The 25,430-nt window shown below is 73.4% G+C and carries 28 protein-coding genes; 13 read left to right on the top strand and 15 right to left on the bottom strand.

Annotation, left to right across the window (positions count from 1 at the left end; genetic code table 11):
* Positions 1 to 55 precede the first annotated feature (55 nt).
* Positions 56 to 688, bottom strand: coding sequence for a GNAT family N-acetyltransferase (locus ACFYPD_RS19350; protein ID WP_387115030.1), 633 nt, complete (start codon positions 686 to 688; stop codon positions 56 to 58).
* On the opposite strand from ACFYPD_RS19350, the gene ACFYPD_RS19345 reads away from it, so the two are divergent.
* Genes ACFYPD_RS19345 through ACFYPD_RS19335 form a run of 3 tightly spaced genes read left to right on the top strand, consistent with a single transcriptional unit; the run spans position 687 to position 3,557 of the window.
* Positions 687 to 1,730 carry a serine hydrolase domain-containing protein gene (locus ACFYPD_RS19345; RefSeq protein WP_387115026.1) on the top strand — a complete coding sequence of 348 codons (1,044 nt, stop codon included), beginning with the start codon at positions 687 to 689 and terminating at the stop codon, positions 1,728 to 1,730. The two genes, ACFYPD_RS19350 and ACFYPD_RS19345, sit on opposite strands and share 2 nt — an antisense overlap.
* Positions 1,727 to 3,010 (top strand): MFS transporter, encoded by a 1,284-nt coding sequence (locus tag ACFYPD_RS19340; protein WP_387115023.1) that lies wholly within the window; start codon positions 1,727 to 1,729, stop codon positions 3,008 to 3,010. Before ACFYPD_RS19345 ends, ACFYPD_RS19340 begins: the two co-directional genes overlap by 4 nt.
* Before the next feature lie 13 nt (positions 3,011 to 3,023).
* Complete coding sequence (locus ACFYPD_RS19335) at positions 3,024 to 3,557, top strand: GNAT family N-acetyltransferase (RefSeq protein WP_387115020.1); 534 nt, start codon at positions 3,024 to 3,026, stop codon at positions 3,555 to 3,557.
* 4 nt (positions 3,558 to 3,561) lie between these two features.
* Here ACFYPD_RS19335 and ACFYPD_RS19330 read toward each other — a convergent pair whose 3' ends face one another.
* The 5 genes from ACFYPD_RS19330 to ACFYPD_RS19310 are packed head-to-tail and all read right to left on the bottom strand — an operon-like array spanning position 3,562 to position 8,120.
* Positions 3,562 to 3,819: a UBP-type zinc finger domain-containing protein gene (locus tag ACFYPD_RS19330; protein ID WP_387115017.1), complete on the bottom strand. Its 258-nt coding sequence runs from the start codon at positions 3,817 to 3,819 to the stop codon at positions 3,562 to 3,564.
* Positions 3,816 to 5,396: a Na+/H+ antiporter gene (locus tag ACFYPD_RS19325; protein ID WP_387115014.1), complete on the bottom strand. Its 1,581-nt coding sequence runs from the start codon at positions 5,394 to 5,396 to the stop codon at positions 3,816 to 3,818. The genes ACFYPD_RS19330 and ACFYPD_RS19325 overlap by 4 nt, the downstream gene beginning before the upstream one ends.
* A gap of 37 nt (positions 5,397 to 5,433) precedes the next feature.
* Positions 5,434 to 6,399, bottom strand: a complete 966-nt coding sequence (locus ACFYPD_RS19320; protein WP_387115010.1) for a TIGR03885 family FMN-dependent LLM class oxidoreductase — start codon at positions 6,397 to 6,399, stop codon at positions 5,434 to 5,436.
* Positions 6,400 to 6,440: 41 nt separating this feature from the next.
* Positions 6,441 to 7,853, bottom strand: a complete 1,413-nt coding sequence (locus ACFYPD_RS19315; RefSeq protein ID WP_387115007.1) for an NADP-dependent succinic semialdehyde dehydrogenase — start codon at positions 7,851 to 7,853, stop codon at positions 6,441 to 6,443.
* A gap of 12 nt (positions 7,854 to 7,865) precedes the next feature.
* Positions 7,866 to 8,120: a DUF6343 family protein gene (locus ACFYPD_RS19310; protein ID WP_091310296.1), complete on the bottom strand. Its 255-nt coding sequence runs from the start codon at positions 8,118 to 8,120 to the stop codon at positions 7,866 to 7,868.
* 174 nt (positions 8,121 to 8,294) lie between these two features.
* Here ACFYPD_RS19310 and ACFYPD_RS19305 point away from each other — a divergent pair, with 174 nt between their 5' ends.
* Both ACFYPD_RS19305 and ACFYPD_RS19300 read left to right on the top strand, forming a co-directional pair.
* Positions 8,295 to 8,900 (top strand): antibiotic biosynthesis monooxygenase, encoded by a 606-nt coding sequence (locus tag ACFYPD_RS19305; RefSeq protein WP_387115004.1) that lies wholly within the window; start codon positions 8,295 to 8,297, stop codon positions 8,898 to 8,900.
* Between the two features lie 136 nt (positions 8,901 to 9,036).
* Positions 9,037 to 9,879, top strand: a complete 843-nt coding sequence (locus ACFYPD_RS19300; RefSeq protein ID WP_387115001.1) for a GDSL-type esterase/lipase family protein — start codon at positions 9,037 to 9,039, stop codon at positions 9,877 to 9,879.
* Positions 9,880 to 9,943: 64 nt separating this feature from the next.
* Here the strand turns inward: ACFYPD_RS19300 and ACFYPD_RS19295 are convergent, their stop codons facing one another.
* From ACFYPD_RS19295 to ACFYPD_RS19285, 3 genes are all read right to left on the bottom strand, one after another.
* Positions 9,944 to 10,681 (bottom strand): hypothetical protein, encoded by a 738-nt coding sequence (locus tag ACFYPD_RS19295; RefSeq protein WP_387114998.1) that lies wholly within the window; start codon positions 10,679 to 10,681, stop codon positions 9,944 to 9,946.
* 40 nt (positions 10,682 to 10,721) lie between these two features.
* Positions 10,722 to 10,868 (bottom strand): hypothetical protein, encoded by a 147-nt coding sequence (locus ACFYPD_RS19290; RefSeq protein ID WP_355056502.1) that lies wholly within the window; start codon positions 10,866 to 10,868, stop codon positions 10,722 to 10,724.
* A gap of 91 nt (positions 10,869 to 10,959) precedes the next feature.
* Complete coding sequence (locus tag ACFYPD_RS19285) at positions 10,960 to 11,832, bottom strand: peptidase M23 (protein WP_387114995.1); 873 nt, start codon at positions 11,830 to 11,832, stop codon at positions 10,960 to 10,962.
* 389 nt (positions 11,833 to 12,221) lie between these two features.
* On the opposite strand from ACFYPD_RS19285, the gene ACFYPD_RS19280 reads away from it, so the two are divergent.
* From ACFYPD_RS19280 to ACFYPD_RS19270, 3 genes are all read left to right on the top strand, one after another.
* On the top strand, positions 12,222 to 13,142 hold the full coding sequence (locus tag ACFYPD_RS19280; RefSeq protein WP_387114992.1) for a proteasome assembly chaperone family protein: 921 nt from the start codon (positions 12,222 to 12,224) through the stop codon (positions 13,140 to 13,142).
* 64 nt (positions 13,143 to 13,206) lie between these two features.
* Positions 13,207 to 14,004: an exodeoxyribonuclease III gene (locus ACFYPD_RS19275; protein ID WP_387114989.1), complete on the top strand. Its 798-nt coding sequence runs from the start codon at positions 13,207 to 13,209 to the stop codon at positions 14,002 to 14,004.
* A gap of 22 nt (positions 14,005 to 14,026) precedes the next feature.
* Positions 14,027 to 14,347: an antibiotic biosynthesis monooxygenase family protein gene (locus ACFYPD_RS19270; RefSeq protein WP_387114986.1), complete on the top strand. Its 321-nt coding sequence runs from the start codon at positions 14,027 to 14,029 to the stop codon at positions 14,345 to 14,347.
* Positions 14,348 to 14,356: 9 nt separating this feature from the next.
* Here the strand turns inward: ACFYPD_RS19270 and ACFYPD_RS19265 are convergent, their stop codons facing one another.
* The gene (locus ACFYPD_RS19265; protein WP_387114983.1) at positions 14,357 to 14,509 is read right to left on the bottom strand and encodes a hypothetical protein; all 153 of its coding nucleotides are present in this window, start codon (positions 14,507 to 14,509) and stop codon (positions 14,357 to 14,359) included.
* A 227-nt stretch (positions 14,510 to 14,736) separates the two neighbouring features.
* Here ACFYPD_RS19265 and ACFYPD_RS19260 point away from each other — a divergent pair, with 227 nt between their 5' ends.
* Positions 14,737 to 14,967 (top strand): winged helix-turn-helix domain-containing protein, encoded by a 231-nt coding sequence (locus tag ACFYPD_RS19260; RefSeq protein ID WP_387114980.1) that lies wholly within the window; start codon positions 14,737 to 14,739, stop codon positions 14,965 to 14,967.
* Between the two features lie 307 nt (positions 14,968 to 15,274).
* Here ACFYPD_RS19260 and ACFYPD_RS19255 read toward each other — a convergent pair whose 3' ends face one another.
* Positions 15,275 to 15,949: a class F sortase gene (locus ACFYPD_RS19255; protein ID WP_387114977.1), complete on the bottom strand. Its 675-nt coding sequence runs from the start codon at positions 15,947 to 15,949 to the stop codon at positions 15,275 to 15,277.
* Between the two features lie 8 nt (positions 15,950 to 15,957).
* Positions 15,958 to 16,578, bottom strand: a complete 621-nt coding sequence (locus ACFYPD_RS19250; protein ID WP_387114975.1) for a hypothetical protein — start codon at positions 16,576 to 16,578, stop codon at positions 15,958 to 15,960.
* Between the two features lie 123 nt (positions 16,579 to 16,701).
* On the opposite strand from ACFYPD_RS19250, the gene trmB reads away from it, so the two are divergent.
* Together trmB and ACFYPD_RS19240 are read left to right on the top strand one after the other, a co-directional pair.
* Positions 16,702 to 17,406, top strand: a complete 705-nt coding sequence (gene trmB / locus ACFYPD_RS19245) for a tRNA (guanosine(46)-N7)-methyltransferase TrmB (RefSeq protein ID WP_387114973.1) — start codon at positions 16,702 to 16,704, stop codon at positions 17,404 to 17,406.
* Between the two features lie 47 nt (positions 17,407 to 17,453).
* Positions 17,454 to 19,958 (top strand): DEAD/DEAH box helicase, encoded by a 2,505-nt coding sequence (locus ACFYPD_RS19240; protein WP_387114970.1) that lies wholly within the window; start codon positions 17,454 to 17,456, stop codon positions 19,956 to 19,958.
* A 14-nt stretch (positions 19,959 to 19,972) separates the two neighbouring features.
* Here the strand turns inward: ACFYPD_RS19240 and ACFYPD_RS19235 are convergent, their stop codons facing one another.
* Positions 19,973 to 20,356, bottom strand: coding sequence for a winged helix-turn-helix transcriptional regulator (locus ACFYPD_RS19235; RefSeq protein ID WP_387114959.1), 384 nt, complete (start codon positions 20,354 to 20,356; stop codon positions 19,973 to 19,975).
* A 163-nt stretch (positions 20,357 to 20,519) separates the two neighbouring features.
* Between ACFYPD_RS19235 and ACFYPD_RS19230 the strand changes: the two genes are divergently transcribed.
* Together ACFYPD_RS19230 and ACFYPD_RS19225 are read left to right on the top strand one after the other, a co-directional pair.
* Positions 20,520 to 21,239, top strand: coding sequence for a DsbA family protein (locus ACFYPD_RS19230; RefSeq protein ID WP_387114956.1), 720 nt, complete (start codon positions 20,520 to 20,522; stop codon positions 21,237 to 21,239).
* Positions 21,240 to 21,319: 80 nt separating this feature from the next.
* Positions 21,320 to 21,967, top strand: a complete 648-nt coding sequence (locus ACFYPD_RS19225) for a hypothetical protein (protein WP_387114953.1) — start codon at positions 21,320 to 21,322, stop codon at positions 21,965 to 21,967.
* Between the two features lie 186 nt (positions 21,968 to 22,153).
* On the opposite strand, the gene ACFYPD_RS19220 is transcribed toward ACFYPD_RS19225, so the two are convergent.
* Positions 22,154 to 23,644 (bottom strand): MFS transporter, encoded by a 1,491-nt coding sequence (locus ACFYPD_RS19220; RefSeq protein ID WP_387114949.1) that lies wholly within the window; start codon positions 23,642 to 23,644, stop codon positions 22,154 to 22,156.
* The gene (locus ACFYPD_RS19215) at positions 23,641 to 25,419 is read right to left on the bottom strand and encodes an IucA/IucC family protein (protein WP_387114946.1); all 1,779 of its coding nucleotides are present in this window, start codon (positions 25,417 to 25,419) and stop codon (positions 23,641 to 23,643) included. Before ACFYPD_RS19215 ends, ACFYPD_RS19220 begins: the two co-directional genes overlap by 4 nt.
* Positions 25,420 to 25,430 lie beyond the last annotated feature (11 nt).

Below are 25,430 nucleotides of genomic sequence, written 5' to 3'. Positions count from 1 at the left end.
CGCGATGGTGGCGGCCATGGACGGGGCGGGCGACGCTCGGCGAGGTGCCGCCTGGTCAGTCGACCGTCCGGCGCATGGCGATCCGCTCGGCCGGGTCCAGTCCGAGCGCCGCCTCGGCCGCCAGCAGACCGGCCAGCCCCGGGGTGACCTCCGCCCCGGTCAGCTCGCGAAACCCGCAGCGGGCGTAGTACGGCCCGTTCCACGGCACGCCACGGAACGTGGTCAGGGTCAGCGCCGGCAGTCCCGCCCCGGCGGCCCACCCGGCCACCTCGTCGAGCAGCCCCCGCCCGATCCCCCGGCGCGCGTACGCCGGGTCGACGCTGAGCTGCTGGAGGTGCGCGCAGCCGTCGACCAGGTCGACCACCACGAAGCCGATCGGCCGGTCCGTTCGGTCGACCGCCACCCGGACGCGTCCGTCCCGCTGGGCGGCGGCCAACGCGTCCAGCGGCAGCGGTGGCATGTCGGCGACGTCGGCCATGCCGATCTCCCGGAACGGGGCGCCGGAGGCCACCTCGATCCGCTGCACGTCGGTCAACTCGTCGACCCGGGCGGCCCTGCTGCGCTCCACGGCCCCGACCCTGACAGAGCCCGTCCGCGCGGGCGAGCGGATTTCCGTCCGCCGGTGTGACGACGGTCGCCTGGTTCGGGGCCGTCGGCCCGGCGGCGCCCTGTCTAGGGTCGAGGTCATGACCGTCAACGGGGACGTGAGTGTCGATGTCGGCGCGGTGCGGGCCGCCGTCGTCCGGCAGGCAGGCCGGGTGACCGAGGGCATCGCCGACATGGAGCGCTACCTGGCCGCGCAGGTGGCCGACGAGTCACACCGGGAGGTGACCGGGCCGCTGCTGCCGGGCACCGGGGCGAGCGGCGTGATCCGGCACCGGGGTGAGGTGCTCGCCACCTGGGGCGATCCGACGACGCCGGAGATGTTGTTCAGCGGCACCAAAGCGGTCGTCGCCACCGTCGCCGGGGTCGCCTTCGACCGGGGCCTGCTCGATCCGGACGCGCCGGTGCGGGACACCGTCGACCATCCGCTCCTCACCGGGCTCGGCGTCGAGGGAATCACCTGGGCGCACCTGCTCCAGCAGACCAGCGGCTGGACCGGCGAGCTGTGGGGCAAGCCGACCGGGGTGGACGCGCAGAGCCGCCGCGAGGGCTTCGAACGGGAGGGGGCGCCCGGCACCGGCTGGGCGTACAACGACGTCCGGGTGAACCTGCTCTGCCTGGCGCTGACCCTGCTGTTCCGCCGGCCGCTCGGCGAGGTGCTGCACGAGGCCGTGCTCGACCCGCTCGGCGCCTCCTCGTCCTGGTCCTGGCACGGGTACGCGGACTCCGTGGTCGACATCCACGGCGTCCCGGTGCCGGTGGTGAGCGGCGGCGCGCACTGGGGCGGCGGACTCTGGATCTCCGCCGCCGACCTGGCCCTGCTCGGCGAGGTCTACCGGGGTGGCGGCGCGTGGCGGGGCCGGCGACTGCTCAGCGCCGAGTGGATCCGGCGGTCCTGGTCGCCGTGCCCGCTGAACCCGGACTACGGCTACCTCTGGTGGCGCAACGACTCCGGGAAGGTGCAGCCCGGCGCACCATGGACGGGGCGCTGCGCCCGCGGCAACGGCGGCCGGCACCTGCTGTGGGTCGACCCCGACCGGGACCTGGTCATCACCTCGCACTGGGGCGACCGGATCGCCGAACTGATCACCGAGGTGTCCGAGGCCGTCCCGCCTGTGCCGCAATGAGCCGCTGGTCGCGCCTCTCACCGATCCCGCCGCCCGGACGGCTGCGCACGCTGTCCCTGGCCACGTTGGCCAACACCGTCGGCTCCGGACTCTGGCTCACCGGCGGCGCGCTCTACCTGACCCGGGACGTCGGGCTCTCCCCCGCCTCGGTCGGCGCCGGACTCACCCTCGCCGGCCTGGTGGGGCTCACCGCCAGCGTGCCGCTCGGCGCGCTCGCCGACCGGCGGGATCCCCGTACGATCCGCGCGCTCCTCCAGCTGGGTCAGGCCATCGCCGCCGCGGCGTACCTGCTGGTCGGTTCCTTCCCGGTGTTCCTCGCGGTGGCGGTCCTCGAGATGCTGCTCGCCTCCGGCAACCTGGCCGTCCGCGCGGCGCTGGTCGCCGCGGTCGCCGGACCGCAGGGCCGCGTCCATGCGTTCGCCACCCTGCGTGCCGTGGCGAACCTGGGCATCGCGGTGGGGGCCGGGCTGGCCGGGTTCGCGCTGGCGGCGGACAGCCACCTGGCGTACCAGATGCTGGTGGCCGGCAACGCGCTCACCTACCTGCTGTCGGCGGCGCTGCTGCTGCGGCTGCCGGCCTACCCTCCGGCGGCCGGCGGCGGACGCGGACCCGGCGGTCGGCGCCGGGACGGCGCGCTCCGGCCCGGCGCGGCACTGCGGGACGTGCGGTTCCTCGCCGTCAGCGGCGCGTCGGCCGTGCTGGCGCTGCACTGGACGCTGCTTGCGCTCGTGGTGCCGCTGTGGACGGTGACCCGGGCCGGGGCGCCACCGCCGGTGGTGTCGGCGGTACTGCTGACGAACACCGTGCTCACCGTGCTGCTCGCGGTGCGGCTCAGCCGCGGCGCCGACGACGCCACCCGCGCCGCCCGCTCGATGCGCCGCGCCGGGCTGGTGCTGGCCGCGGCGATGCTGCTGTACGCGGCCACCGCCGGCCTGCCGCCGGCCGCGTCGGTCACGCTGCTGCTGGCCGCGACCGTGGTCTACACGTTCGGCGATCTCTGGCACGGCACCGCCGGGGCGGGTCTGGCGTACGACCTGGCCCCGCCGGACGCGATCGGCGCGTACCAGGGAGTGGACGGCATGTTGGCCGGCCTGTCCCGTGCGCTCGGTCCGGCTCTGCTCACGCTGCTGGTGCTCGACCGCGGCGTGCCGGGCTGGCTCGCGGTCGGGGCGGTCTTCGCCGGCGTCGGCCTGGCCACCCCCGCTCTGACCGGGTGGGCGCTGGCGAGCCGGCAGCCGGCCCGGCCGGTGTCCGGCGATCGTCCGGCCGCGCACGTGTAGGAGCATGGCGGGCATGACGGACCAGCAGACCATCGCCATCCGCCCCGGCGGCCCGGCCGACGCCAACACCGTGCTGCGACTGCTCGACACCGCCACCGCCTGGCTCGTCGCGCGCGGCCGGACCGGCCAGTGGGGCACCGAACCCGCGTCGACCGATCCGCGCCGGATCGCCCAGGCCGACGCGTGGGCCACCGGCGGCGGGCTGTATCTGGCGATGCTCGGCGACACCGCGGTGGGCGCCCTGGTGGTGGGGGCGGCCACCGCGTACGTGCCGCCGGCCACCGAACCGGAGCTGTTCGTCAACCTGCTGGTCACCGACCGGGCGTACGCGGGCCACGGCATCGGGGCGCGGCTGCTGGCGTACGCGGCGGAGCTGGCCCGGGAGCGTGGCCTGGGGCTGCTCCGGGTGGACTGCTACGGCGGGGACGACCGGGCGCTGGTCCGGTTCTACGAGGGCTGCGGCTTCACCGCCACCGACCGGTTCACGGTCGAGCGCCCGGGCCGGCAGCCGTGGCCCGGCCAGGTGCTGGAACGCCGGCTGGCCTGACCGGTCAGCCGATCTCCTCGTCGACGAAGCACCAGCGCCAGGTCTCGCCGGGCTGGATCGAGCGCATCACCGGGTGCCCGGTCGACTCGAAGTGTTTCGTGGCGTGCTGGTAGGGCGAGGAGTCGCAGCAGCCCACGTGCCCGCAGGTCAGGCAGCCCCGCAGGTGCACCCAGTCGTCGTTGCCGATGGCCACGCAGTCGGGGCACTCGGTCGTGGTCGCAGGTGTGGCGTCGCCCGCCTCGGTCAGGTGCTGGCAGCTCACTCGTCGGCCTCCTGTCGCAGCAACGACTCCTCCAGGTCCAGGTCGCGGTAGGCGCGGACCAGCACCTCCTCCGGGATCTTCCCGGAGTCGCGCGCGGCCCGGAAAACCTCCCGCTCCGCGTCGATCATCTCCTGCCGCAGTCGACCGTACGCCCGGGAGGGGGTCTCCCGCGTGTCGCCCCCGAGCCGTTCCCAGGCCAGGTTGGTGCGGCTCTGCACCAGCCCGCGCAGCCGTTCCACGACGGCGTCCGGCGCCCCCTCGGCCAGCTCCTCCAGCCGTTCCCGGGCGGCGCGGCTGGCCTGTTGCTGCACAGCGGCGGCGGAGAGCGCGTCCTGCACCGGGTCGTCCGGCGGCAGTTTCGCCGCCCGGGCCACGGCCGGCAGGGTGGCGCCCTGCCCGACCAGGGTCACCACGATGACCGCGAACGCCAGCCAGATGAACAGCTGCCGCGGGTACGCCCGGTCGTCGGCCAGGGTGAGCGGCAGCGCGAGCGCGGCGGCGAGGGTGACCACGCCGCGCATCCCGGCCCAGCCGATGACGAGGGGGACCTGCACCGGGGGCGGCGCGTCCCGGCGGCGGGCCTGGGGCACCAGCCGGGCCAGGTAGGTGGCCGGGACGAGCCAGACGAACCGGCTCAGCACGACGGCGGCCAGCACCGCGGCGGTGATCCCGGCCAGCCGGCCGACCGGCTCGTCCAGGTCCCGGAGCACCTCGCGCAGTTGCAGGCCGACCAGCAGGAAGACGAGCCCTTCCAGCAGGAACTGGATCAGCCGCCAGAACGCGCCGACCTGCAGCCGGGAGGCGGCGGACATCAGCAGCGGCTGCTTGTGCCCGATGCCCAGCCCGGTGACCACCACGGCGACCACCCCGGAGGCGTGGATCTCCTCGGCGGCGAAGACCACCGCGAACGGCACGATCAGCGACAGCGCGTTGTCCAGCACCGGGTCGGTGATCCGCTTGTGCAGGTGGCCGAAGACCACCACACCGAGCAGCCCGACGAGGACACCGCCGCCCGCCGAGACCACCACCTCGCGGGCCACCTCGCCGACCCCGACGTGACCGCCGGCCGCGGTGGCCGCGGCGACCGCCACTCGCAGCAGCACCAGCGCCGTGGCGTCGTTGACCAGGCTCTCCCCCTCCAGGATCGTCACGATCCGCCGGGGCAGGCCCACCCGCCGGGCCACCGCGGTGGCGGCGATCGCGTCCGGCGGCGCCACCACCGCGCCGAGGGCCAGGCAGATGGCGTACGGCACGTCGGGCAGGAGCAGGTGGACGACGGTGCCCACCACGAACGCGGTGAAGATCACCAGCCCGACGGCGAGCAGCAGGATCGGCCGGAGGTTGAGCCGGAACGCCGGCACCGACGTCTTCAGCGCCGCCACGTAGAGCAGCGGCGGCAGGATGCCCACCAGCACCAGTTCCGGGTCGAGGCGGACCTGCGGGAGACCGGGCACGAAGGACAGGCCGAGGCCGAGCACGACCAGCAGGATCGGCGCCAGCAGGCCGAGCCGCCGGGCCAGCGCCGCGCCGAAGGTCGCGATCGCGAGAAAGACCACGACCTCGATCAGAGCTTCCATGGAGTACGAGCCTAGGCGGCCGGCGGGGCCGACGTGATCACGCGGCGGTACGCAGTTTCGGCAGCACCTCGGTCCCGAACGTGTCGATGAAGGCGCGCTGCTCCTGCCCGACGTGGTGCAGGGCGATCTGGTCGAAGCCCAGCGCGACGTACTCCTCCAGCCAGCCGACGTGCCGGCCCAGGTCGGCGGAGACGTTGACCACCGAGCTGACCCGCTGCATCGGCACGTCCTCGCTGACCACGTCGAAGTGGTCGGCCAGTTCCAGGTCCCAGCAGACCGGCGGGGCGAAGACGTTGCTGCGCCACTGGTCGTACGCGATCGCCTCGGCCTCGGCCTGCTCGGGCGCCCAGCTCACGTGCACCTGGAGGTGCAGCGGCCCGCGCCCGCCGGCGTCCCGGTAGGCGTCGATCATCCGCCGCAGGTGGGCCACCGGCGCGTTGACGGTGATCAGGCCGTCGGCCCACTCGGCGCACCAGCGGGCGGTCTCGACGCTGACCGCCGCGCCGATGAGCGCGGGCGGCTGCTCGGGCCGGGTCCACAGCTTCGCCCGGTCCACGGTGACCAGCCCGTCGTGGCTGACCTCCTCGCCGGCGAGGAGCGCCCGGATCACGTCCACGCACTCGCGCAGCCGGGCGGCGCGGACGTCCTTGCGCGGCCAGCCGGTGCCGGTGATGTGCTCGTTGCTCGCCTCGCCGGTGCCGAGCGCGGCCCAGAACCGGCCCGGGTACATGGCGGCCAGGGTGCCGATGGCCTGCGCGACGATGGCCGGGTGGTAGCGCTGGCCGGGCGCGTTGACCACCCCGAACGGCAGGTTGGTGGCCTGGAGCGCCGCGCCGAGCCAGGACCAGGCGAAGCCGGAGTGTCCCTGCCGGGCGCTCCACGGCGAGAAGTGGTCCGACGACATGGCGGCGTCGAAGCCGGCGCGTTCGGCGTGAGTCACCGCCGCCAGCAGCCGGGACGGGTGGATCTGCTCGTGGGACGCGTGGAAGCCGAACACCGTCATGGGGGCACCTCCTACCCATGACGGTGTCCGGTCAATCGCGACTACTCGGAGTGCGCCCCGGCTCCGGCGCCGGCCTCCCCCTCGCCGACCCAGACGGTCTTGGTGTTGCAGAACTCGCGCATGCCCACAGCGGACAGCTCACGCCCGTACCCGGAGTTCTTCACACCGCCGAACGGCAGCTCGGGATAGGACGTGGTCATGCCGTTGATGAAGACGTTGCCGGCGTCCAGGTCGACCGCGAAGCGCTCCTGCTCGGCCGGGTCGCTGGTCCAGGCGTTGGAGCCGAGGCCGAAGGAGGTGCCGTTGGCGACCTCGATCGCCTCCTCGTAGGAGCCGACCCGGTAGAGGCCGGCGACCGGCCCGAACACCTCCTCGGCCCACATCCGCATCCCCGGCCGCAGGTCGGTGACCACGGTCGGCGGGTAGTACCAGCCGTCGCCGGACGGCTTCTCGCCGCCGCACAGGACGGTGGCGCCGTTGTCCACCGCGTCCTGCACCTGGGCGTGGATCTCGTCCCGGCCGCCCTCGCTGGCCAGCGGGCCGACGTCGGTGTTCTCGTCCATCGGGTCGCCGACCCGCAGCGCGGACATCCGGGCGGCGAACTTCTCGGCGAAGGCGTCGAAGACGTCGGTGTGCACGATGAACCGCTTGGCGGCGATGCAGGACTGGCCGTTGTTCTGGCAGCGGGCCGTGGCGGCCACCTCGGCCGCCTTGTCCAGGTCGGCCGAGGGCATCACCACGAACGGGTCGCTGCCGCCCAGCTCCAGCACGGTCTTCTTGAGTTCCCGGCCGGCGACCTGGGCGATCGAGCGGCCGGCCCGCTCGCTGCCGGTGAGCGTGGCGGCCCGGACCCGGGGGTCGCTGAGGATCCGGTCCACCGCCTCGGAGCCCACCAGCAGGGTGGTGAACGCGCCCTCCGGGAAGCCGGCCCGCCGGAACAGCTCCTCCAGGTAGAGGGCGGTCTGCGGGACGTTGGAGGCGTGCTTGAGCAGCCCGGTGTTGCCGGCCATCAGGGCCGGCGCGGCGAACCGCATCACCTGCCAGAGCGGGAAGTTCCACGGCATCACGGCGAGCACCGGGCCGATCGGCTGGTGGCGGACGTACGCCCGCTTCGCCTTGACCGCGGCGGCGTCGGCGGGCTCGTCGGCGAGCATCTTCGCGGCGTTGTCCGCGTAGAAGCGGCAGGCCGTGGCGCACTTGGTCACCTCGGCCTTGGCCGAGGCGTACGTCTTGCCCATCTCGGTGGTCATCAGGCGGGCGGTCTCGTCCCGCTCGGCCTCCAGCAGGTCGGCCGCGGCGATCATCCACCGGCCGCGCTCGGCGATCGTGGTCCCGTGCAGCTGCCGGAAGGCCAGGTCGGCCCGCTCGATCGCCGCGTCGATCTGCTCGTCCGACATCGCGTCGTACGTCTTGAGCACCTGTCCGGTGGCGGGATTGGTGGTGGCGATGGGCATGTCGTACTCCTGTCACTCGAACAGCGAGTGCCGCGCGCCCGGCTCCTCGCGGTGGCGCGCGGCGCGGCGGCGCTGGATCACGACCAGGTCGACCACGGCCACTGCGGCGAGGATCGCGCAGACGACGCCCAGCCAGGTCACGTCGGCCGCGAACGCGAGCACCGCGAAGACGGTCATGGTGACCAGGCCGAACAGGGCGAGCACGAGCCGCAGGTTCAACGCGCTGTACGCGGCGTTGACCCGGCGGCGGGGCTGTGATCGCGTCATTCCTCCGGGCTACCCCCGCGCGGCGCGGGTTAACCGGTCCCGCCGGGACGGCCCGGCCGCGGCCGGTGATCCCGGACACCAAGCGGGTACTCCCCGGATGCGCCCGACCGGACGGTGCGTTACACCGGTCTGCCGGGACCGCCGGAGATTCCGGCGGCGGCGGAGAGGACGGGCATGACCACGACGCACGCGGTGCCGGTGACGGTCGCCGTCTCGCGGCGTGCCGATCCGGCGCGCACCGACGAGATGGTGGCGTGGATCCGGGCCGGTACGGCGCTGGCCGAGAGCTTCCCCGGATTCCTGGGCGCCGGGTTCGTCCGCAGCGCGCCAGGCTCCGCCGAGTGGCACGTGATGTACCGGTTCGCGAACCAGGACACACTGCGCGGCTGGGAGGACTCCCCGCAGCGGCACTGGTGGCTGACCTCGGCGCAGGGCATCGTCGAGCACACCCGGACCGAGCGCCGCACCGGCATCGAGGGCTGGTTCGACCCGCCGGTGGACCACGTGGTCGAGACGTTCGCGGGCGGCGACGCCGAGGCCGCCGCGCCGGCCGCCCCGCCGCGCTGGAAGCAGGCGGTCACCATCTGGCTGGCCTTCTTCCCGCTCAGCCTCACCGCCACCCTGCTCACCGCCCGATTCATCGCCGACGTGCCGCTGGCGGCGCGGACGCTGCTCATGACGCTCTGCCTGACCCCGCTGATGACCTACCTCGTGCTGCCCCGGATCACCCGGGCGCTGCACTGGTGGCTGCACGGCCAGCCCGCGCCCTGGCGGCGCTGACGCCGGTTCACAAACCGGTCGTAACACGCTGATGTGAACGACGGTTGTCGATGCCGGAAAGGCGACAGTGCCCCCGTCCGGACGGCCGAGGCGCATAGGGTCGACGCGCCGCTTCTGCCGCCGGACCGGGGAAGGTATGCCTCGACGTTGGATCGCCGCGCTGGCCTGCCTCGCGGCGCTGGTCGCGCTCGCCTGCGACGGCGAGGGCTCGGCGTCGCCCCGCCCGTCCGGCTCCGGGCCCCCGGGCGCCCCGAAGGTGCTGACGGCGCTCGGCGACTCGATCACCAGCGGCTTCGGCTCCTGCCTGGTCCTGGTGAGCTGCGAACGCCACTCCTGGTCCAGCGGGGACGGCCTCCGGGTGCGCAGCCTCTTTCGGCGGCTGCACGAGGACAACCCGACGCTGCGGGCGTACAACCGGGCGGCGCCGGGCGCCCGCGCGGCCGGCCTCGCCGACCAGGCAAGGGCGGCGGTACGGGACCGGGCCGACCTGGTCACCGTGCTGATCGGGGCGAACGACGCCTGCCGGAACGACATCGACGACATGACGCCGACGGCCACCTTCCGCCAGCAGGTCGACGCGGCCCTGGCGGTGCTGCGCAAGGGCCGGCCGAAGGCGCGGGTGCTGATGGTCAGCCTGCCCGACCTGCACCGGCTCTGGGAGATCGGGCACACCGAGTCCCGGGCGGTGCGGGCCTGGTCGCGCGGCGTCTGCCCGGCGCTGCTGGCCGACGCCACGTCGACCGCGCCGGCCGCGGTGGCCCGCCGGGCCCGGTTCCGGGAGCGGATCGACGCCTACGACGCGCAGTTGCGCGCCGCCTGCCGCGCGTACGGGTCGCGCTGCCGCTGGGACGGCGGCGCGGTGCACCGGACCCGGTTCAGCCTGGACGAGGTGAACGCGCTGGACTGGTTCCACCCGAACGCCGCCGGCCAGGACCGGCTCGCCGACGTCACCTGGGACGCGGCCGGCTGGGCCGACTGACCCCGGGGGTGCCGGGCCGACCGCCGGCGGCGCACCGCCCCCGGCCGGCGTCCGTGGGCAGTGGTCAGGACCGGCGCGGGCCGGGCAGTTGGCGCGGGCCGCCCCGGTAGAGGGCGCGGGCCCGGTCGGCGAGATCCCTGGTGGCCGACGAGTTGGCCCAGGTGCCGAGGATGATCGCGGCGCCGGGGATCACCTTGGCGAACATCCGCTTGGCGGCGCGCACCCCGGCCATCCGGGCCAGCCGGACGCCGAGCTGGAGCATCACCCGGCCCAGCGGGCGCTGCCCACCCGTGCCGAACAGCGCGCCGGCGCGCTCCCGACCGGCGGCCACGCCGAGGGCGAGCCGGGCGCTCTCGGCGACCTTGTGCACCCGCTGGAGCACGAGCAGGTCGGTGGCCCGGTCGGGGTGGACCGCGTCGACCCCGTAGGCGGCGGCCACGTGCAGCACGAGCCGGGCCTGGGTCCACGCGAGCACGCCCACGTCGATCACCGCGCCGGGCAGCCCGGCCGCGCCGGAGACCGCGCCGGAGAGCCGGGCGTGGTTGACGAACTTGCGCACCGCCTGGTCGGCCAGCTCGTCGGCGGGGACGTCCGGCCGCTGCGCCCGCTCCCGCTCGGCCCACTGCGCCGCCTCCGGCCCGAGCCGGCGCACCGCCTCCAGGGCCAGGTGCTCCGGCGCGTACTGCGGGTCGTCCCGCATCCGGTCCCAGAGCCGGGCCGGAGGCCCCTCGGGCGCCTCCACCGGCGCGGCCGGCTTCGGGGGGAGGGCGGGTTCGCCGTCGACGGGGGCGGAGTCGGTCACGAGGGGGCTCCCGGGGGTCGTTGCTGCGGGGGCGGAGCGGTCAGCGCCGGCGGGACGAGAGCCGGGTGGCGAGCTGCTTGAGCTTCGCCTGGTTCTCCGGCTTGGCCAGCTCGCGCCGGCCGCGGTCGACCAGCTGCTGACCGCGGGGCGATCGCAGGAAGGCGGTGAGTCGTTGCACCAGTGACATGACGTCCTCCTGTCCGCGGCCCCCTCATGTGTACCCGGGACCGGCAAGTCCCTGGTACCCGGCCCGGCCTCGCGGCAACCCCGGCGGAGCGTCAGCCCAGGATCTCCTTGACCACCGTGTTGGCACGCCACTCGTGCTGGGCGTACGCGTCGGGGAACGCGGAGACCTGGACGGCCTGGGCCGCGACGCTCAGGGGCAGGTCCTGCCAGCCGGGGATCTCCTCCAGGGCGGAGAGGAACGCCTTGGTGGCGTACTCCGGGTCCATCAGCTCCTCGACGGTGCCCCAACCGCTGCTCGGCCGCTGCTGGAACAGCCCGACCGAGTCGTGGTCCCAGCCGATGGCCTGGTGCGGGTAGCTCTGCGACTCGGGCAGCACGCCGCTGGCGTAGTTCAGCAGGGTGCTCTCCTGCATGGCGGTGGCCACCGCGATGACCAGGCCGCGACGCGGCACACCCATCTCCCGGCCGGCCTGCACGATCTTCTTGGCGTTGTTCATCTGAGTCTGGTCCAGGCCGGCGACCGGGACGATCCGGCGCGGCTTGGGCTTCGCCTTCGGCTTCGGCTTCGCGGTCGCCGAGGGGCTGGCCGAGGGGGTGGCGCTGGGGGTGACCGGGGCGGTGCTCTCGCGGGCCAGGCCGCGGGAGGCGGCGTCGACGGCCGCCCGCTGGGCGACGTCGGCCGAGGCGGCCGGGTTCGGGGCGTCGCCGGCCGGGCGGGCGCCGATCTGGCTGAAGCCGCCCACCAGGCCGAGGCAGCAGACCGCGCCGGTGGCCACGGCCATCTTCGTCCGGCCGGGCCGGGCGGCCAGGGGGTTCATGAGGGTGCCGAAGCGGGTACGCAGGGAACCGCGGGCAGTGGGTGCCTCCGCGCAAGTGGTCGACTGATCGGTCGAGGGGGTATCGTCCGAACGGTCAGCCGAGTCGCCGAGGCCGTACTGGTCGTCGAGGGTGCCTTCGTCACGCATTCAACGAGGCTAGACAGGGCAAACCGGGATCACCCAGGCCCATCGGGTGGCCCTCGCCACAGTCTGCGCCCGCGAAACCGGACAGCGGTCCCCGCCCCGGGCCGGCCCGTGACGGACCTCGCGACCCGGGAAAACCTCCGGTGTGGCCCGGGTCGCACCGCCCCGGGCAGGAACCTCGCAGCCTTCCCGAGCCCACCCAGTGATCGACTAACTCGTCCTTTCGGTGGACCCGCACCCGGACCGGGAGGAGGAGCGATCCCGTGCCGTCGCCGAATTGTGATCATCAGTCGGCCCGTAACGGAATGGACCACGGCGGCCGGTACGTTGGCCGAACGGGGTGCCGAGTGCACACGGCCCACCCCGTACGCGTCGACAGGAAGGTCCAACCGGTGCTCGACCCACACGAGCTCTACGAACTCACCGACGATCTGCCCGATCTCGGCCAACCGGTGCTGATCCAGGCGCTCACCGGCTTCGTCGACGCCGGCAGCGCCACCCGGCTGGCCCGGGAGCAGCTCCTCACCTCCCTGGAGGCGCGGCCGATCGCCCGTTTCGACGTCGACCAGCTCTTCGACTACCGCTCTCGCCGGCCGGTGATGACCTTCGTCGAGGACCACTGGGCCGACTACGACGCCCCGGCGCTGGAGCTGCACCTGCTGCGCGACGACGACGAGACCCCGTTCCTGCTGCTCACCGGCCCCGAGCCGGACGTCCAGTGGGAGCGTTTCGTGGCCGCGGTCGCCGCGCTCTGCGCCCGGCTCGAGGTCCGGCTCACCGTCGGGCTCAACTCGATCCCGATGGCCGTCCCGCACACCCGGCCCAGCGGCGTCACCGCGCACGCCACCCGGCGCGAGCTGATCTCCGGGTACGAGCCCTGGCTCCAGAAGGTCCAGGTCCCCGCCGGCGTCGGCCACCTCCTGGAATACCGCCTCGGCGAGCGGGGTCGCGACGCCCTCGGCTTCGCCGCGCACGTGCCGCACTACGTCGCCCAGACCGAGTACCCGGCCGCCGCCGAGGCGCTGCTCGCCGCGGTGTCCCGCAGCACCGGGCTGCTGCTGCCCCGCGACGGCCTGGGCGCCGCCGCCGAGGTAATGCGGGTGGAGATCGACCGCCAGGTCGCCCAGACCGAGGAGGCGGCCACCCTGGTGCAGGCCCTGGAGGAGCAGTACGACGCGTTCGCCCGCGGCCGCGGCGAGAAGAGCCTGCTCGCCCCGGAGACCGGCCCGCTGCCCACCGCCGACGAGCTCGGCGCCGAGCTGGAACGCTTCCTCGCCGAGCAGACGCGCCCCGGGGACACCCCGGAACGCTGAGCGACGGCGCGACACCCCGCCGGCTGACCCGGCGGGGTGACCGCCGATGCGGCAGGCTGGAGACATGCGCCTGGCGACCTGGAACGTCAACTCGGTGAAGGCCCGCCTCCCCCGTCTGCTCGACTGGCTGGCCACCACGAAGCCCGACGTCGTCTGCCTGCAGGAGACCAAGTGCCCCGACGGGGCCTTCCCGGTCGCCGAGGTGGGCGAGCTGGGCTACGAGGCGGCCAGCCACAGCGACGGCCGCTGGAACGGGGTGGCCGTCCTGTCCCGCGTCGGTCTGGCCGACGTGGCGGTCGGCTTCCCCGGCGAGCCGGGCTTCCCCCTGCCGGAGGCCCGGGCCATCTCGGCCACCTGCGCCGGCATGCGGGTCTGGTCGGTGTACGTGCCGAACGGCCGCTCCCCCGACGACCCGCACTACGCGTACAAGCTGGCCTGGTTCGCGGCGCTGCGCGACGCCCTGGAGTCGGAGGTGGCCGGCGGGCTGCCGCTCGCGGTCTGCGGGGACTTCAACGTCGCCCCGACCGACGCCGACGTCTGGGACCCGAAGCTCTTCGTCGCCTCCACCCACGTCACCCCGGCCGAGCGGGCCGCCCTGGCCGCGCTGCGCGACCTCGGCCTCAGCGACGTGGTGCCGACGCCGATGAAGGGCCCGCACCCCTACACCTACTGGGACTACCGGGCCGGCATGTTCCACCAGAACAAGGGCATGCGGATCGACCTGGTCTACGCCACCGCGCCGTTCGCCCGCGCGGTCACCTCGGCGTACGTGGACCGGGAGGCCCGCAAGGGCAAGGGCCCCTCCGACCACGCCCCGATCGTGGTCGACGCCGACCTGGTGCCGGCCGTCGAGACCTTCTGACCCGGCTCGTTAGGGTGGAGCCATGGCAGTCGTGAAGATCAACGCGATCGACGTCCCGCCGGGCGCCGGCGAGGAGCTGGAGAAGCGGTTCGCGGCCCGGGCCGGCGCGGTGGAGAACTCCCCCGGCTTCCTCGGCTTCGAACTGCTCCGCCCGGTCGCCGGGGAGAACCGCTACTTCGTCTACACCCGCTGGGAGACCGAGGAGGCCTACCAGGCGTGGGCGCAGGGGCCGTCGCGGGCCGCGCACGCCGGCGGCCCGGGCGGCGAGCCGCGCAAGCCGGTCGCCACCGGGGCCACCCTGCTGGAGTTCGAGGTGGTCCAGCAGGTCCCCGCCAAGGGCTGAACCTCCCGCCTACTTCTGGAACATGGTCGAGGCGACCTCGGCCATGAGCGTCAGCGCCCAGTCGAGCTGTGGACAGGCGTCCCGGTCGCGGCACTCCAGGCAGCCGCCGGCCCGCCAGGGCCGGTCGAGGGCGCGGGTCCAGTGGGCGTCGATGATCCGCAATCATCGCGAACAACTCGTCGGCGGGCGTGATCTCGCCGTCATCCATCGGCATGCTCAACGCCTTCCGCGAGATCTGGACGGTCGCTTCGTGGCGCGGCCCAGCGTTTGCCGAACGAAGGACCGACCGCGGTACAGCTTAGAGACCTTTAGTACCTAAGGCAATGTTGGTGTTGAAGGTGGATACCGCTCATGATCCGATGGGAGGTGCCGAACGAAGGACCTCCCACATGCCAATCCCCACCACCGGTTATCGCGAGGTGGCCGAGGACATCGCTGCCCGCATCAGGAGCGGCGAGTACCCGCCTGGCGAACGGCTGCCGACGTACAAGGAACTCGCCGATCTCTACAGCGTCAGCGTGACGACCGTGCAGCGGGCGATCATCATCCTCCAGGATCGCGGCCTGGTCGTCGGCCTCCAGGGCCGGGGGCTGTGGGTCGCCGAGCAGATTCCTAGCTGATCTGCCCGCCGAACTCGTTTCTGGCGGTGGTAGCACCTTCGAGTCGTTGCCGACGTCATCTCGAAAGGCGCGCGCAGGCACACAGCCCGGTAGGCCGCCTCCTGCTCAGCGCCTACAAACGTGATGTCGTAGGTGAATCACTCCGGCTGGGAGGCGAGGCCGGCTGAGTCATCCACGTCATCAAGTTCGTAGCGTCTCCCGGACCATGCCCGACCCGGCCTCGGACCCCGCAAATCGCGCCTCGACGGCGTGACCCCTCCGGATCTTGGCGAGTTGCCATTCGGAGCGAACGGGAAGTCGCCGAGGGTCAGGGGTTGGGGGTGTTGAGGAGGGAGGCGAAGGCGATCACGTTGTCCTGGTAGCCGGTGTGCCCGCCCACCCACTCGCCGCCGCAGGTGATCAGCCTCAGCTCGGCCGGGCCGGCGTCGCCGTAGACCCGGTCGGCGGGGAGGTTGGCCTTGTCGAAGTACTCGACGGTGTCGACCTTGAAGGTGACCACGCTACGGTCCGACCGGGTCACCTCGATCCGGTCCCCCGGCTTCAGGTCGTGCAGCCGGTAGAAGACCGCCGGCCCGCTCTTGGTGTCCACGTGGCCGACGATGATCGCCCGGCCCGGGTCGCCCGGCACCGCCCCGCGGTTGTACCAGCCCGTCTGGTGGTGCTCGGTCAGCGGCGGGACGTCGATCGAGCCGTCCCGGGCCTGACCGACCGGGGTGACCGGGGCGGTGATCTTGATGGCCGGCACGGCGAGGCGGACCGGAAGGCTGGCCGGCTCCCGTGCCCGGGTCGGCTCGGTGGTGCGCCGGCTCGACCCGGTCGCCGCGTCGGCCCAGTCGAACGGCCCGGCGGTCCGGCCCAGCCCGGCACCGGTGGCGAAGACCCCGACCAGCACCAGCAGCACGGCGAGCGGCACCGACCAGGGGCTGCGGCCCGCGGCCCGGGCCGTCCGGGGGGTGGGCTGGGGGGTGGGGTTCGCGGTCATGGCGGGGCTCAGCGCCGGGCGGCGCCACGGAGGGTACGGGGCTGCCGGCGGGACGCGGCCACGCCGACCACCGCGCCGACCACGGTCAGCGCCAGCCCGAGCGGCACCAGCAGCCCGCCGAGGCCACTGCCGGCGGTGCCGCCGAAGCCGGTCGCCGGCCCGCGGCTGGGCTGCACCCGCTTGACCACCTGGAGCATGGTGGACGCGGTCTGCCCGCTGGGGCACTCCAGCTTCACCCGGTAGTTGCCAGGGCGGGTGCGTTCCCGGACCATCGGCGAGGCGGTGAGCAGGCCGCGCTGCGGCTGCACCTGGATCCGGCCGAACGCGTCGGAGACCACGGTGGCCGGCACCGAGTTGTCCCGGCAGCTCGCCCGGATGCCCACCAGGAAGCCGGCCTCGACGGTGCTCGGCGTGACCTCCACGAAGATGAGGTCGCCGGGCGACGGCTGCGTCCCGGGCTGGCCGGGCGCGGGCTCGGCGGCGGGCACCAGGGCGGCAGCCCGCACCAGCGCCGCGGAGGAAACCGGGGCGGCGGGCGCGGCGGCCTGGGCGGGCAGCGCGCCGACCAGCGGGGCGGCGCACGCGGCGGCCGCGACCAGCAGCGCCGCACGTCCCGTGACTGACACCATGCCCCCTCCCGGCGTCGGGGTCGGGCGGCGGGCCACCCGTCCTGCCGTACGGGATGAATCCTCTCACCCCGGGCCGCCCATCACATCCGATCCGCTCCGGCGGTCGCGTACGCTCGGGTCGCTGTGACCTCCACCGACTTCAGCGCCGCGCCGCCGGCCCACGCCGCCCGTATCCGCACCTTCCACCCGCGTCGCGGGCGGATGAGCGACCGGCAGCGCGACGCGCTGGCCCGGCTCTGGCCCGCGTACGGCCTGGAGATCGACGACCTGGACGGGCCGTGCGATCCGACGGCGCTGTTCGGACGGCGGGCGCCGCTGGTGCTGGAGATCGGCTCCGGCATGGGCGACGCCACCGCGGCGATGGCGGCCGCCGACCCGGACCGACACTATCTGGCGGTTGAGGTGCACACGCCCGGAATCGCCAACCTGCTCGACCTGGTCGAACGGCAGGGCCTGGGCAACGTGCGGGTGGCCAAGGGCGACGCGCTGGACCTGGTGCGGGCCATGCCGGAGAGCTGCCTGGACGCGGTGCACGTCTTCTTCCCCGACCCGTGGCCGAAGGCCCGCCACCACAAGCGGCGGATCATCCAGCCGGCGCACGTGGCGCTGCTGCGCTCCCGGCTGGTCCCCGGCGGGACGCTGCACTGCGCGACCGACTGGGCCGAGTACGCGGAGGCGATGCGCGAGACGCTGACCGCCGACCCGGAGCTCATCGACGTGCACGGCGGCTGGGCGCCCCGCCCGGCGCACCGGCCGGTGACCAAGTTCGAGCGCCGGGCGCTGACCGCCGGGCGGGAGATCTTCGACCTGGTCCACCGGCGGCACTGAACCCGGTTGGCGCGGCGGCCCATGATCCAGGCACCATGGGAGTCGCCATGACTCTCACCGCCGCGCTGCCGAAGAGCGCCGACCCCGACACCCTCTACGACGCGTTCGCCGGCTGGGCGTCCGAGCGCGGTCTGGACCTCTACCCCCACCAGGAGGAGGCGGTCATCGAGATCGTCTCCGGCGCGAACGTGATCATGAATACGCCGACCGGCTCGGGCAAGAGCCTGGTGGCGATCGCCGCGCACTTCGCCGCGCTGGCCGACGACCGGACCACCTTCTACACCGCGCCGATCAAGGCGCTGGTCTCGGAGAAGTTCTTCGCCCTCTGCGAGGTCTTCGGCGCGGAGAACGTCGGCATGCTCACCGGCGACGCCAGCGTCAACGCCGACGCCCCGATCATCTGCTGCACCGCGGAGATCCTGGCCAACCTGGCGCTGCGCGAGGGCACCCGGGCCGACGTCGGCCAGGTGGTCATGGACGAGTTCCACTTCTACGCCGAGCCGGACCGGGGCTGGGCCTGGCAGGTGCCGATCATCGAGCTGCCGCAGGCCCAGTTCGTCCTGATGTCCGCCACGCTCGGCGACACCACCCGCTTCGTGGACGACCTGACCCGGCGCACCGGGCGGCCGACCGCCGTCGTCCGCTCGGCCGAGCGGCCGGTCCCGCTCCTCTTCTCGTACGCGATGACGCCGCTGCACGAGACGCTGGAGGAGCTGCTAAACACGAAGCAGGCCCCGGTCTACGTCGTGCACTTCACCCAGGCCGCCGCGCTGGAGCGCGCGCAGGCGCTGATGAGCGTGAACGTCTGCACCCGGGCCGAGAAGGACATGATCGCCCAGGCGATCGGCAACTTCCGGTTCACCTCGGGCTTCGGCAAGACGCTGTCCCGGCTGGTCCGGCACGGCATCGGCGTGCACCACGCCGGCATGCTGCCCAAGTACCGCCGCCTCGTCGAGACCCTGGCCCAGGCCGGGCTGCTCAAGGTCATCTGCGGTACCGACACCCTCGGCGTCGGCATCAACGTGCCGATCCGCACCGTGCTCTTCACCGGGCTGTCGAAGTACGACGGCACCCGCACCCGGCTGCTCAAGGCCCGCGAGTTCCACCAGATCGCCGGCCGGGCCGGACGGGCCGGCTTCGACACCCTCGGCCGGGTCGTGGTGCAGGCCCCCGAGCACGTCATCGACAACGAGAAGGCCCTCGCCAAGGCGGGCGACGACCCGAAGAAGCGCCGCAAGGTGGTCAAGAAGAAGCCGCCGGAGGGGTCGATCGGCTGGGGCGAGCCGACCTTCCAACGCCTGGTCGAGGGCGAGCCGGAGCCGCTGACCTCCAGCTTCCAGGTCAGCCACTCGATGCTGCTCAACGTCATCGGCCGCCCCGGCGACGCGTTCGCCTCGATGCGGCACCTGCTCACCGACAACCACGAGGACCCGGCCGCCCAGCGCCGGCACATCCGCCGGGCCATCGCCATCTACCGAGCGCTGCGAGCCGGCGGGGTGGTCGAGGAACTGCCCGAGCCGGACGAGCAGGGCCGGCGGGTGCGGCTCACCGTCGACCTCCAGCTCGACTTCGCGCTGAACCAGCCGCTCTCCCCGCTCGCCCTGGCCACCGTCGAGCTGCTCGACCGGGAGTCCCCCTCGTACGCGCTCGACGTGCTCAGCGTGATCGAGTCGATCCTGGACGACCCCCGCCAGGTGCTCTCCGCGCAGCAGTTCAAGGCCCGCGGTGAGGCGGTCGCCGCCATGAAGGCCGAAGGCATCGAGTACGAGGCCCGCCTGGAACTCCTCGACGAGGTGACCTGGCCGAAGCCCCTCGCCGAGCTGCTGGAGTCGGCGTACGAGATGTACCGGCAGGGCCACCCCTGGGTCGCCGACCACCAGCTCTCCCCCAAGTCCGTGGTCCGCGACATGTACGAGCGGGCCATGACCTTCACCGAGTACGTCCAGTTCTACGGCCTGTCCCGCTCCGAGGGCCTGGTGCTGCGCTACCTCGCAGACGCGTACAAGACGCTGCGGCAGACCGTCCCCGAGGACGCCAAGACCGAGGAGCTGGTCGACCTCATCGAGTGGCTCGGCGAGCTGGTTCGCCAGGTCGACTCCAGCCTGATCGACGAGTGGGAGCGGCTGCGCAACCCGTCCGACGTCGAGCAGGTCGCCGCCGCGCTGGACGACCGGCCGCCGGCCGTCACCCGCAACGCGCGGGCGTTCCGGGTGCTGGTGCGCAACGCGCTGTTCCGCCGGGTCGAGCTGGCGGCGCTGCGCCGCTGGGATCTGCTCGGGGAGCTGGACGCCGAGCACGGCTGGCACGCGGACGCGTGGGCGGACGCGCTGGAGCCGTACTTCGAGGCGTACGACTCGATCGGGGTGGGGCCGGACGCGCGCGGGCCGGCGCTGCTGATGATCGAGCAGGGCCGGGAGCGGTGGACCGTACGCCAGATCCTGGACGACCCGGAGGGCGACCACGACTGGGGCATCAGCGCCGAGATCGACCTCGCCGCCTCCGACGAGGCGGGCGCCGCGGTCGTGCGGATCACCGAGGTCGGGCAGCTGTAGGTCCTTCTCCTCGCCTAGGCCGAGCTCACGTTGTCGTACGCGGTCTGATGGCGGCGGATTTCGGCATGGTGATCAGCGGACCATGCCGCCAGGGCCAGGACGGTGGACAGGAGCGAGGCGCCGAGTTCGGTGAGGGCGTACTCGACGCGGGGCGGGACCTCCGGGTAGGAGGTCCGGGTGACGAGCCCGGTGCGCTGCAGGTGCTTCAGGGTCAGCGTGAGCATGCGCTGGGAGATGCCGGGGATCGCGGTGCCCAGGTCCGAGTAGCGGATGGGGCCGTCGGCGAGCGTACCGATGATCAACACGCTCCACTTGTCGCCAACGAGGTCCAGGACCTCGCGGATGAAGTCGGCGTCCTCGTCGTTCCAGTGCGCACAGGGCCCCGGCACGTCCCGCACGTTCGCCCGGACGTTGGTTCGTCGCCGTCGAAGGTCGTCTGCGCTCACCGCCGCTGCCTCCCCGCATTCAGTCGCTACACACATGAATGTGCCTTTTGTGGCTCTCAAATTCTAATGCATCATGGGGCTACGAACAGGAAGTGAGAAATAGGAGGAGGGTACCGTGAAGATCGAATTCTGGTCGGACATCGTCTGCCCGTACTGCGGGTTGATGGACCACCGGCTCCACCTGGCCCTGGACCGGCTCCCGTACGGCGACCAGGTGCACGTCATCCACCGGTCGTTCCAGCTACACCCCGACCTGCCACGTGCGGGCGTCAGTCAACGAGAGCTGATCAAGATGGCCGGGGCCCCCGCGACGACCGTCGACCGGGTCCTGCGGCCGATCGAGCGGGCCGCCGAGGCGGAGGGCCTGACGCCGTACCGGGCGGTCGACCGCACGCTCGGTCCGACGGACCTGGCCCACGAACTGCTCGCCTACGCGACCGACCAGGGCCGCGGAAACGAGATCTGGACGGCGATGTTCCGCGCGCACTTCGGGCAGGCCCGCAAGCTGTGGACCGCCGAGGAGGTCCTCGACTTCGCCGCCGAGGTGGGCCTGGACCGCACCAAGGCCGCCGAGGCCCTGCGTAGCCGCCGCTACCGGGCCCGCGTGGCGGCCGACCAGCGCGAGGCACAGCGGCTCGGCGCCCGCGGCGCGCCGTTCCTCGTGTTCGACGGCCGCTTCGCCGTCCCCGGGGCCATCGGCATCGACGACCTGCTCGCGGTCATCGACAAGGCGTGGGCCGAGAGCCGTCCCACGCCGCAGCCGCTGCCGGTTGTCGGTGGCGCCGAGGGCATGTGCGCCCCGGACGGGTGCGCGGTGCCCGACCGCACGATCTGACGTCGCTCACCCCTGGGCGATGTCAGACCTGTCGATTAGAATGTATGTACTAATCGAGCTTTTGACCTGGGAGGATGCTCGTGACTGCGCCCACCTCCGCCGCCCCTGTCACCCCCTACGCCACCCTCCTCGGGTTTGCCCGCTACGTGGACCGCACCGGGCCCACCAAGGCCACCTTCGTCGGCGGCCTGCGCAAGCAGCGGGCGAGCCGGCACGGCTTCAACCCGCACGGCCAGTTCGTCAAGGCGCTCAAGGCCGACGTCGCCTTCCACACCGGCGGCACCCACCTGGCCCAGGTGGCCGACCTGGTCAAGCCGCGCTGGCGCCCGCTCTACGAGGCGCTGGTGCCCGGGGCGACCACCTGGCTGCACTCGCTCGGCGAGCCGGCCGGCGTCGACCTGGCCCAGACCCGCGACGCGCTGGCCATGCTGGGCGACCTGCCCGTGAAGATCAACCCACAGTTCGGCGTGCGCTACGCCGACGGTCGCGCCGAGGCGATCCGGCTGCACTTCGACGAGGCCCCGCCGAGCGAGGAGACCACCCTGGCGACCCTGCACCTGATGGCTCGGCACATGGACGCGGTCCTTCCGCACGCCGAGCCGGTGCTGGTTGACGTCCGGCGCGGCGAGTCTTACCGGATGCCGGCCGACGTCAAGCCGGAGCAGGTCGAGCAGTGGCTGGCGGGCGAGGCCGCGGCGTTCCGCGCCATCTGGTCCACCGCCGCCTGACCCGGCCCGCCCCGACGAGCGGCCGCCCCTCCCCGGGCGGCCGCTCGTCCGTGTCCGCAGGTGGTCGACCAGCATGGTCAGCCCGGATGATCCCGCCCGCGCTCCGTTTCTCCCCTCGTGGTGGCGCTCAACCTGTTCCTGCTCTGGCAGCTGGTCGCGTGACCGGGCGGGCCACGCCCGGCGCCGTCAGCGGTGCCGGGCGCGGTGCAGCAGGTACGCGGTGACCAGGCCACCGGCCAGCACGGCCGCCGCCCCGGCCGTCTGCCCGGTCTCCAGCGCCACCCGGAACGCGTCCCGGACCAGGACGCGCTCGCCGTCGGTGCCGGCGGCGGCCAGCGCGGCCGGGAACGAGCCGGCCCCGGCCAGCGCGGCGGGCAGCAGCGCGGCGAACCGCGCGTTCAGCACCGCGCCGAGCACGGCGACGCCCAGGCTGCCGCCGACCTCGGTCATGGTGCCGTCGACACCCGCCCCGGCGCCGGCCCGCTCCGGCGGCAGCGCGCTCACCACCGCCTCGACGATCGCCGGATTGGCCAGCGCGCAGCCGGCGCCCATCAGCAGCAGGCCGCCGAGCAGCACCGGATAGCCGTCGCCGGGGGTGTACGTGACGGTCAGCAGCCCGACGGCGAGCAGCGCCATCCCGACGGCGACCGCGGCGGGCCGGCCCATCCGGCGGATCAGCGCGGCGGCCACCCCGGTGAGGTTGAGCACCACGATGGAGAGTGCGAACGGCGCCATCCGCAACCCGGCCTCCCAGGCCGGATAGCCGCGGACGAACTGCAACTGCTGGGTGAGCAGGAACAGCGCGCCGGTCGCGCCGAAGGTGATCAGCACGACCCCCGACACCGCGCCGGTGAACCGGGGGTCGCGGAACAACGCCATGTCCAGCATCGGGTCGGCGACCCGGTGTTCCAAGGCGACGAAGAGGCCGAGCAGGACGGCGCCGGCGACGGCCGCGGCGAGCACCGCCGGAGCCGCCCAGCCCTCGTCCGGCCCGGCGGTGATCGCCCAGACCACGCCGGTGAGCCCGGCCGTGGACAGCAGCACGCCGAGCACGTCGAGACGGCCGGTGACCGCCTTGCGGGACTCCGGCACCAGCAGCCGGACGGCGACCAGGCAGACCAGCACCACCGGCACGTTCACCAGGAAGATGGCCTGCCAGGGCAGGTGGGCGAGGATCATCCCGCCGACCGGCGGCCCGACCGCGAAGCCCAGCGCGCTGGTCGCCGCCCAGACCCCGATCGCCCGCTGCCGCGCCGGCCCCTCGAAGACCTGCACGGCCACCGCGAGGGTGGCGGTGACCAGCAGCGCCCCGCCGACGCCCATCCCGGCCCGGGCTGCGATGAGCTGGCCGGTCGTCGTGGCCAGCCCGGCGGCCAGCGACCCGGCCCCGAACAGCACCAGCCCGGCCAGCAGCATCCGCCGCCGGCCGTACCGGTCGGCCGCGCTGCCCGCGCTGATCAGCAGGCCGGACAGGACCAGGGCGTACGCGTTGATGATCCACTGGATGTCGCTGGTGCTGGCACCCAGCTCGGTGGTGAGCACCGGCACCGCCACGGTGAGCACGGTGTTGTCCAGCACCACGGTCACCTGGGCCAGGCAGAGCACGGCCAGGATCCACCAGCGGTGCTTCAGGACCGCCGGGCCGACCAGGGCCTCCGGCGCCGCGAGGGCGCTCACGGCCGCGAAACGTACGCGGCGAGGGGGTTGGCCAGCGTCCCGACGAACTGGAGCGCCGCCGACGGGTCCGCCAGGTCGACCATCTGCTGGTTGTTGCGCAGTTGCAGCCGGTTCAGGCAGGACAGCGCGAACTCGGGCGCGAACAGGTCGTGACGCTCGGTCAGGTGCGGCACCGACTCCGTGTAGGCCCTGACGCACTCGGCCACGGTCCGCCAGAAGGTCTCCTCGTCGAGAATCCCCTCGGTGGCGAGGATCGCGTTGAGGTGGCGCAGGAACGAGTCGAACACGTCGGTGAAGACGCAGAGCACCTTCTCGTCCTCGGGCACGGCGGCGCGGATCCGGCTCACCGCCTCCGGCAGGTCGGCCGCCGGGTCCATCACCACGATCTCCTCGGCGATGTCCTTGAAGATCACTCGCTCGACCACGTCGTCGCGGAGCACCAGGATGACGTTCTCGCCGTGCGGCATGAACGCCAGGTCGTACGCGTAGAGCGCGTGCAGCACCGGCACGAGGTACGCGTCCAGGTAGCGGCGCAGCCAGTCCGCCGGGGCCAGCCCGGAGCCGGCGATCAGCGCACCGGCGAACGAGCGCCCGGCCCGGTCGACGTGCAGCAGCGAGGCCATGGTGGCCAGCCGCCGGCCCGGCTCCAGCCCGGGCACGGGGCTCTCCCGCCAGAGCGCGGCGAGCATCTTCCGGTAGGGCGAGTAGCGGTCGGTGGCCGCCTCGAACTGCCGGTGCCGGTAGCCGATCGCGGCCCGCTCCCGGATGATCGACAGCCCGGTCCGCTGGAACACGGGGTCGGCGGCGATCAGGTCGGCCAGCCAGTCGTTGATGGCCGGGGTGTGCTCCATGTACGCGGCGGACAGCCCGCGCATGAAGCCCATGTTGAGCACCGAGAGCGCGGTCTTCACGTAGTGCCGGTTCGGGTCGGTGACGTTGAAGAAGGTGCGCACGGACTGCTGGGCCAGGTGCTCGTCGGGCCCCTCGCCCAGCGGCACCAGGTGCCGCCGGGCCACCTCGCCGGCGAAGGTGACGGCCAGCTTGTTCCACCACTGCCAGGGGTGCACCGGCAGCAGCAGGTAGTCGGCCGGGTCGAGGCCGAGGCCGGTGAGGGTGCGCGCGAAGCCCGCGAGGATCTCCTCGCCGAGTTCGGCCCGGAGGTGGGTGTCGTAGTCCAGGTCGGCGGCGCAGGTGAAGGTGGTGTGGGCGCGGTGGGCGGCGAGCCAGAGCAGGCGGACCGGCTGGCCGGCCTCCGGGGCGTACCGGTGGTGGTCGTGCACGCCGAAGCCGATCCGGCCGCTGTTGGCCACGAAGCACGGGTGGCCCTCGGTCATCGCCGTCTCGATCTGCTGGAAGTCCGCCCTGACCAGCTCGGCGGCCGCCAGCTCGGGCCGGGCCAGCTTGTAGGCGAGCCCGGCCAGGGTGGAGGTGATCTCCTCCAGGTAGACGGGCAGGACGGCGTCGGTGAGGTCGAGCGCGCCGCGCAGTTCCAGGCAGAGGTCGACCGCGTCCAGCGGGGCTTCCCGCCCGTCGACGTGCCGGGTCAGGCCGGCGGGGTCGATCCACCAGTGGTGCAGGCTCAGCCGCCGGGCCGCGAAGCGGTACTCGGCGGTGCCGTCGTCGCTGCGTACCCGGTAGTGGCCGGAGCCCTGCGGCTCGGGTGTGATGAGCCGTTCGTGGGCGAACTCGGCCAGGGCCTTGCGGACCAACTGGCGGTTGGCGGCGGCCCACAGCTCGGGGGTGAGGTGGTCGACGGCGGCGGAGGGGGTGGTCACGCGGGTACCTC

The organism is Micromonospora sp. NPDC005299 (assembly GCF_042872345.1).
Classification (GTDB): domain Bacteria; phylum Actinomycetota; class Actinomycetes; order Mycobacteriales; family Micromonosporaceae; genus Micromonospora.
This window is presented reverse-complemented; position numbering and strand designations above follow the sequence as displayed.

Bases quoted from the DNA above. Each gene is read 5' to 3' on its own strand.
- ACFYPD_RS19350 (WP_387115030.1), bottom strand. From the start codon at position 688: ATGACCTCGACCCTAGACAGGGCGCCGCCGGGCCGACGGCCCCGAACC.
- ACFYPD_RS19255 (WP_387114977.1), bottom strand. From the start codon at position 15,949: ATGACCGCGAACCCCACCCCCCAGCCCACCCCCCGGACGGCCCGGGCC.
- ACFYPD_RS19340 (WP_387115023.1), top strand. From the start codon at position 1,727: ATGAGCCGCTGGTCGCGCCTCTCACCGATCCCGCCGCCCGGACGGCTG.
- ACFYPD_RS19250 (WP_387114975.1), bottom strand. From the start codon at position 16,578: ATGGTGTCAGTCACGGGACGTGCGGCGCTGCTGGTCGCGGCCGCCGCG.
- ACFYPD_RS19320 (WP_387115010.1), bottom strand. From the start codon at position 6,399: ATGACGGTGTTCGGCTTCCACGCGTCCCACGAGCAGATCCACCCGTCC.
- ACFYPD_RS19260 (WP_387114980.1), top strand. From the start codon at position 14,737: ATGCCAATCCCCACCACCGGTTATCGCGAGGTGGCCGAGGACATCGCT.
- ACFYPD_RS19300 (WP_387115001.1), top strand. From the start codon at position 9,037: ATGCCTCGACGTTGGATCGCCGCGCTGGCCTGCCTCGCGGCGCTGGTC.
- ACFYPD_RS19240 (WP_387114970.1), top strand. From the start codon at position 17,454: ATGACTCTCACCGCCGCGCTGCCGAAGAGCGCCGACCCCGACACCCTC.
- ACFYPD_RS19270 (WP_387114986.1), top strand. From the start codon at position 14,027: ATGGCAGTCGTGAAGATCAACGCGATCGACGTCCCGCCGGGCGCCGGC.
- ACFYPD_RS19335 (WP_387115020.1), top strand. From the start codon at position 3,024: ATGACGGACCAGCAGACCATCGCCATCCGCCCCGGCGGCCCGGCCGAC.
- ACFYPD_RS19305 (WP_387115004.1), top strand. From the start codon at position 8,295: ATGACCACGACGCACGCGGTGCCGGTGACGGTCGCCGTCTCGCGGCGT.
- ACFYPD_RS19345 (WP_387115026.1), top strand. From the start codon at position 687: ATGACCGTCAACGGGGACGTGAGTGTCGATGTCGGCGCGGTGCGGGCC.
- ACFYPD_RS19290 (WP_355056502.1), bottom strand. From the start codon at position 10,868: ATGTCACTGGTGCAACGACTCACCGCCTTCCTGCGATCGCCCCGCGGT.
- ACFYPD_RS19310 (WP_091310296.1), bottom strand. From the start codon at position 8,120: ATGACGCGATCACAGCCCCGCCGCCGGGTCAACGCCGCGTACAGCGCG.
- ACFYPD_RS19325 (WP_387115014.1), bottom strand. From the start codon at position 5,396: ATGGAAGCTCTGATCGAGGTCGTGGTCTTTCTCGCGATCGCGACCTTC.
- ACFYPD_RS19315 (WP_387115007.1), bottom strand. From the start codon at position 7,853: ATGCCCATCGCCACCACCAATCCCGCCACCGGACAGGTGCTCAAGACG.
- ACFYPD_RS19275 (WP_387114989.1), top strand. From the start codon at position 13,207: ATGCGCCTGGCGACCTGGAACGTCAACTCGGTGAAGGCCCGCCTCCCC.
- ACFYPD_RS19285 (WP_387114995.1), bottom strand. From the start codon at position 11,832: ATGCGTGACGAAGGCACCCTCGACGACCAGTACGGCCTCGGCGACTCG.